Annotated in this window: 7 protein-coding genes; 2 read left to right on the top strand and 5 right to left on the bottom strand. The window is 67.2% G+C overall.

Annotation, left to right across the window (positions count from 1 at the left end; genetic code table 11):
- Window positions 1-99 precede the first annotated feature (99 nt).
- Window positions 100-750 (top strand): class II aldolase/adducin family protein, encoded by a 651-nt coding sequence (locus QMK34_RS21475; RefSeq protein ID WP_326415967.1) that lies wholly within the window; start codon window positions 100-102, stop codon window positions 748-750.
- 78 nt (window positions 751-828) lie between these two features.
- On the opposite strand, the gene QMK34_RS21470 is transcribed toward QMK34_RS21475, so the two are convergent.
- The 5 genes from QMK34_RS21470 to QMK34_RS21450 form a co-directional block, all read right to left on the bottom strand.
- Window positions 829-1,509: an HD family phosphohydrolase gene (locus QMK34_RS21470; RefSeq protein ID WP_326415966.1), complete on the bottom strand. Its 681-nt coding sequence runs from the start codon at window positions 1,507-1,509 to the stop codon at window positions 829-831.
- Between the two features lie 72 nt (window positions 1,510-1,581).
- Window positions 1,582-2,220 carry a hypothetical protein gene (locus QMK34_RS21465; RefSeq protein ID WP_326415965.1) on the bottom strand — a complete coding sequence of 213 codons (639 nt, stop codon included), beginning with the start codon at window positions 2,218-2,220 and terminating at the stop codon, window positions 1,582-1,584.
- A 7-nt stretch (window positions 2,221-2,227) separates the two neighbouring features.
- Window positions 2,228-3,232 (bottom strand): hypothetical protein, encoded by a 1,005-nt coding sequence (locus QMK34_RS21460; protein WP_326415964.1) that lies wholly within the window; start codon window positions 3,230-3,232, stop codon window positions 2,228-2,230.
- 240 nt (window positions 3,233-3,472) lie between these two features.
- On the bottom strand, window positions 3,473-3,745 hold the full coding sequence (locus QMK34_RS21455) for a hypothetical protein (protein ID WP_326415963.1): 273 nt from the start codon (window positions 3,743-3,745) through the stop codon (window positions 3,473-3,475).
- A 6-nt stretch (window positions 3,746-3,751) separates the two neighbouring features.
- The gene (locus QMK34_RS21450; protein WP_326415962.1) at window positions 3,752-5,185 is read right to left on the bottom strand and encodes an MBOAT family O-acyltransferase; all 1,434 of its coding nucleotides are present in this window, start codon (window positions 5,183-5,185) and stop codon (window positions 3,752-3,754) included.
- Between the two features lie 111 nt (window positions 5,186-5,296).
- Between QMK34_RS21450 and QMK34_RS21445 the strand changes: the two genes are divergently transcribed.
- Window positions 5,297-5,720: hypothetical protein (locus tag QMK34_RS21445; RefSeq protein ID WP_326415961.1), on the top strand; the 424-nt coding region annotated here is incomplete at its 3' end.

The following is a 5,720-nucleotide window of genomic DNA, read 5'->3' as shown; positions in this document are numbered from 1 at the left end:
CAAGTAGCCCGACTTCGACTGCCCCTGAAGGCCACCTTCACGGCGTAAAACGCCGTGAAGGTGGCCTTCAGGGGCAACTGGATCGGACGGGAGGATCGGGTGATTCTGGCGGCGGAACGGGCGGCTGTCTGTGAGTTCGCGCGGAGGATGAGTGCGGACGGCCTCGCCGTCGGCACCTCGGGCAACGTCTCGGCCAGGTCGGGCGAGCTCGTCGCCGTCACACCCACCGGCGTGGACTACGCGACGCTCACGCCCGAGGACGTCCCGGTGGTCGGACTCGGCGGCACGGTGGTCGCGGGTTCGCTGCGGCCGACGAGCGAACTGCCGATGCACCTGAGCGTGTACCGGGACGCGGCCGACCCCGGTGGCAGGCCGATCACCGCCGTCGTGCACACCCATTCGGTGCACGCGACCGCGGTTTCCACGCTGGTTCCCGAGGTGCCGCCGATCCACTACATGCTCGCGGCCATCGGCCCGAGCGTCCGTGTCGCCGCGTATGCCACCTACGGCACGGCCGAGCTCGCCGCCGCCATGCTCGTCGCACTGCGGGGCCGTCGCGGCTGCCTGCTGGCCAACCACGGCACCATCACCTACGGCGAAGACCTCGCGTCCGCGTACAGCCGGGCGCAGCAGCTCGAGTGGGTTTGCCAGCTGTGGCTGCTCGCCCGATCCGCGGGCACCCCCGCCCTCCTGCCGCCCGAGGAGATCGAGCACGTCGTCGACAAGCTGCGCGGCTACGGCCAGCGCTAGCCCGAGTTTCAGCCCGCAACTCGTCGACGAGTCGTGGTCTCTTACGCGCGAGAGACCACGACTCGTCGACGCATTGCGTCAGGAAGCGGCCGCGGTGGCGGTGTCGACCGCGCTCACGGCGTCGAGCAGCTCGACGACTGTCGGGTCGTCGACGGCTTCCTTGATGCAGCGCCACAGCTGGAGGTTCGCCGTCGCCCAGCGCGAGTACATCGCGGCGGCGTCCGGGTTGTAGAAGTAGTAACCGCTGTCGTGGACGTCGCCCTGCTCGCCGACGATCTTGTCCGCCAGCTCGGCGAGGCTCAGCCCGTTTTCGCTGAGGTACCGGTGCGCGAGCACGACCGGGGTCACCGGCAGCGCCTTGAACAGCGTGTCCGCGTCGCTGAGCGCCTGTGCTTCCAGCGAGATGTGCCGGCCGCGGTTCGCCATCTCGGCCTCGTCGATGATCGCGTCGATCCAGCGCGCCGCGTCGTCGCTGACGCCGCAGTCGGCCAGCAGGCCGAGCCGCAGATCGCTCCCCGCGGCGGCCGGTGAGTTGCGCCGCACGAGATAGTTCACGTCGTGGACCAATGCCGCTGTCTCCACGACGGAGACGTCCGCGCCGTTGTGACCCGCGAATCCGACCGCTTTCGCGCGCACGAAACTCACGTGGTGCCAGCCGTGGAACGGCAGCCGGTCGGCGTAGCGCCAGCACAGCTGGTGCACCCGGTCTTCCACGGCGTCGACGACGCTGGACTTGATCGTGTTCTCCTGCGCGCGCATATACCTCTCCGATCCCGGCCGTTCGGACAGACGGGTGGAGTAATGGTAAGCGCCTTTGACGCCGGTGTGTAGCTAGATGCGCTCAGCCAGTTCCCCCAATCGGACCTCGACGGGGACGTGGCGATGCCCGATCCCGGTCGCTGGGTCGTAGGAAAGGCTGGAAGGGCTCACCGGGCGTGATTTCACCAGGAACGTCATCGTCCCTTCGGCCGCCTCCGGGATGCGGTGGAATTCGTCGGCGAGCATGACGACGGACGCGCCTTCCTGACAAAGGGCACGCCTTCTGAGCCGCACCGACGTGATCAACCCGCTCTGTTCGTCGAGCCGGGTCGAATAGCGCTCGTGCAGGTAGCTGCCGCGGAGAATCGTGGTGCAGAAGTGGTACCTGTGGTTGTGCACGGAATCGGCGTAGCCCTCCCGCCAGTCCTCCTGGCGTTTGTATTCGTGCAGCCAGAACGAAAACGGGTCGGCCGGTGAATCGAGCAGGCACCAGGCGAAGTGAGTGGTCGTCTCCCTGGATCTGCTGAGCAGCGCGTCGGCGCTTTCGGGGCGGAGGTCGTGCAGGTGGCCGCGGAGTTCCTGGCGCAGGTCGGTCTGTTCCACCCACGGCCGGAACCAGGCGTCGACGGTGCGCCAATCCTGTGAAAGCGGGAAGCCCGCGGAACGCAGGCGTTTCGCCAGTTCGGTCAAGGGGGACAGGCGAGTGAGCAAGGCGAACTCAACTCCCTAGCTCGGCTACGGCGGAGAATTCCGTGCGGAAGTCGTGGAACTTGGCCTCCAGCTCACGGAACTGCTCCTCGGACAAGGCGGATCCGGTGATTTTTTCGAACAGGGCAAGGAAATCCGGCCGCGTCGTCGCGGGGGTGATCAGGAAGTGGCGGCCGGTCCTGGACTGTGACACCCGCAAGAACTCCGAGCGTTCCATGTTGTAGAGGAAGGAACCCTCGGTGAAACGTAACGTCCGCGGGTAGAGCGTGGTGGCACCGCGGATGTCGCTGTACAGCGTCACCCAGACGCTGTCGTCGAACATCTCCAGCCGGTCCAGCGGCGGGTCGGCGATGACGGTGATGTCCACCTGCGCGCAGCGGCTGCGGGCCAGGAACAGCCCCACCAGGCCGATGCGGATCTCGTCGTTGAGCCGCTGCTGGATGCTTTCGTAGTCGACCCCGGCCTCTTCGCGGCGCAGCAGGTAGCGGGCCCGCCCGCTGATCGCGCCCGCGTCGCGCGGGTCGGCGATGACCGCGCGCAACTCTCTTTCCGTGCGGGACAACAACAACCGGGCCGCGGCGTGCCTGCCGGAGAAGCCGCGGAAGAAGTACTGCCTGGTGGCGCCGAGGTCGGCCATCAGTACCCGGTTGAACGCCGGGTCGGGGTCGGTGGTCGCCTCGAACACGTTGGTGGGAAAGAACTCCTTGTTCAGTGAACGGTACTCCGCGCTCAATTCCTGCAGTGCGCGGCGGCTTTCCTCGATCAGCGGGGTCACCAGCGCCTTCTGCGACGCGGCGGCGGTGATCAGGGTCTGGCCGAAGCCGACCACGGCGGAGATCAGTGTTCCGGTCCCGAGTGCGTTGATCAGTGTCTTTCCGGCGCCGGGATCCATCGTGCTCGAGATCCACAGGCTGGACCCCGCGACGACGACCAGAATCACCAGCAGCAGACTGGTTCTGGTCCAGAAGATCTCCTGCAGCGGTGTTCGGCGGAGCCGAGGGGCTTCCGCGGGCATTTCACCTCCTAGGGCCACCCGAACGGACGAACGCGTTGCGTGTCTGTTCGAGTGCGGAGAGCTACTCTACGCGCCTCGGGTGACCGGGGAAATAAGAAATTCGGGGGATAGCATTCAGGCTCGAAGTCACGCTCGGCGATGATTTACCGACTATCGGTTTTCTTCGAAATCAGGAAGACGCGCTCAGCGGTCGTCAGCTGAGTTGGCCGGTTGCCCGGCTCGCATTCGTGCGAACGCTCACTACGCTGAGTGCCCGCCCCGAATGACGGTCGAAAAGAAGAAAGCCCACACCGCGGCCGGAACGAGGATCGCGACGGCCCACCACGGCCATCCGAACGCGAGCTGGGCACCGATCCCGGGCAGCACGCCGCCGAGCGCGGCGAGGGCGTAGATCCCGGGTGCCGGGTGCAGCCGACGACGCGCCATCAACCTGCGGTACGCCCCAATCGGCCGGGTGAACGCCGTCTGTGTGCGGTACTCGGCCGTCCGGTGGTCAAGTCCGAAGATGCCCATGAGGCCTCAGAACTGGTAGTAGAGGAACGGGCTGAAAGTGCCGGTCGCGGCCAAGATAGCCGCGTAGACCAGGCCGACGGTCATCACGCCGATCCGCAGCGCGTTCGCCGGGCGGCTGCGCGACGACTCCAGCAGCGGGCCGGTGACCGGGTGCGAGGGCAGGAAGAAGATGGCCATCGCGGCGACCAGGATGATCAGGCGCTGGTTCGTCAGCGCCGCCGAAACGACGTCGCCGAGGCCGGTGAAGTCCGGTAGCAGCATGTGCCCGATCATGCCGAGCGCGTGCGCGAGGTCGGCCGACTTGAACAGCACCCAGCCGATCACGACCAGCAGCAACGTCAGCGCGCGACGCGCGACGCGGGCGACCGGCCCGGCCGGGGTGGTGTCGTAGCCGAACGCGCGCTCGACGATCAGCAGGGCGCCGTGGTACATCCCCCACACCAGGAACGTCCACTGCGCGCCGTGCCAGAAACCGGTCAGCACGAACACCACACAGAGGTTCCGGTACGTGTGGCCCGCGCCGGTGCGGTTGCCGCCCAGCGGGATGTAGACGTAGTCGCGGAACCAGCGAGACAGCGACATGTGCCAGCGGCGCCAGAACTCGGTGATGGTCACCGAGGAGTACGGCCGCGCGAAGTTCTCCGGCAGCCGGAAGCCGAGCATCCGGCCCATGCCGATCGCCATGTCGGAGTAACCCGAGAAGTCGAAGAACAGTTGCAGGGTGTAGCCGATGGCGCCGAGCCACGCCGTCGCGAACGTCATCTGGTCGGGCGGGGTGGCGAAACAGGCCTCCACCATCGGGCTGAGCGAGTCCGCGAAGATCGTCTTCTTGCACAGCCCGAGCGCGAACCGCGGGAACCCGGCGGCGATGTCGTCGAGGCGGTGCGAGCGCAGCTGGGGCAGCTGGTCGGCGATCTCGCGGTAGCGCACGATCGGCCCGGCGACCAGCTGCGGGAACATCGCGATGTACGCGGTGAACGAGATCGGGTCGCGCAGCGCGCGGCGCTCGCCGCGGTAGATGTCCACCACGTACGAAATGTGGTGGAACGTGTAGAACGAGATCCCGATCGGCAGCAGCAGGTTCACCACCGGGAGGTCCGCGCCGAACAGGCGCGCGAACGCGGCGATCTGCTGGGTGGCGAAGCCGGCGTACTTCCAGACCACCAGCATCCCGACGTCGAAGGAGATGACGCCGATCAGCAGCCGTCGCCGCCGGGTGTTCTGCAGATCCCACGCGTTGGGCTCCAGCGCGGGCCCGGCGAGGAAGTTCACCACCATGCACGCGAGCAGTAGCAGAATGAACGGGCCGCCCCCGGTCGTGTAGAAAAGCAGGCTGCCGACGGCGACGATTCCGTTGCGCCAGCGGCGGGGGAAGACCAGCACGGCGAGCAGTACCGCCGGCAGGAAGTACCACAAGAACAGCGGCGAAATGAACGACATCGTGCGGTGGCCCCCTCGGTTATCCGATGGTGACCTTAACCGAGGGCTTGCTCCGGGGCGGCGAAGGTTGGAGTCTTGGGGGCAAGGCCACGCCGCGGGAAGGGGACGCCGATGAGCAGCCCATCGAGGCCAGACCTCAATTGGTGGCGCGACGACCGTCAGCGCTGGGACGCGCTCGCGTTCGTCGAGGCGCCCGACGAACCGACTTTGGACGCGCACGCGGACGAGCGGGCAGCCGTGCTGGAGCAACTCCTGCTCGACTGCGGGGACTCCGACGCCGATTTCCTCGTCTACCTGCTGGAGCAGGAGACCCAGCGCCACCGCAGTGGCTGGTCGCTCAGCGAGGCGCTGAGCATCGCCGCGCTGCTGGTCGCCGAGCGCAACCGGCTGGAGGACGTCTTCGCGCTGTGGTCTGCGAAGACAGCGAACTTCGACACCATGTTCGGCCTGGACTCGGAGCTGCTGTTCAGCGCCGGGGTCGAGCCGACGGTCGTGTTCGTCGAGACCTCCGAGGACCCGGCCCGCGACAGCATCC

It is taken from the genome of Amycolatopsis sp. H20-H5 (genome assembly GCF_035828755.1).
GTDB lineage: Bacteria > Actinomycetota > Actinomycetes > Mycobacteriales > Pseudonocardiaceae > Amycolatopsis.
The sequence above is the reverse complement of the archived record's forward strand: the minus strand, read 5'-3'. Positions and strand labels throughout refer to the sequence as shown.

Coding starts and splice junctions, on each gene's coding strand:
- QMK34_RS21455 (WP_326415963.1), bottom strand. CDS start 3,745: ATGGGCATCTTCGGACTTGACCACCGGACGGCCGAGTACCGCACACAG.
- QMK34_RS21470 (WP_326415966.1), bottom strand. CDS start 1,509: ATGCGCGCGCAGGAGAACACGATCAAGTCCAGCGTCGTCGACGCCGTG.
- QMK34_RS21450 (WP_326415962.1), bottom strand. CDS start 5,185: ATGTCGTTCATTTCGCCGCTGTTCTTGTGGTACTTCCTGCCGGCGGTA.
- QMK34_RS21460 (WP_326415964.1), bottom strand. CDS start 3,232: ATGCCCGCGGAAGCCCCTCGGCTCCGCCGAACACCGCTGCAGGAGATC.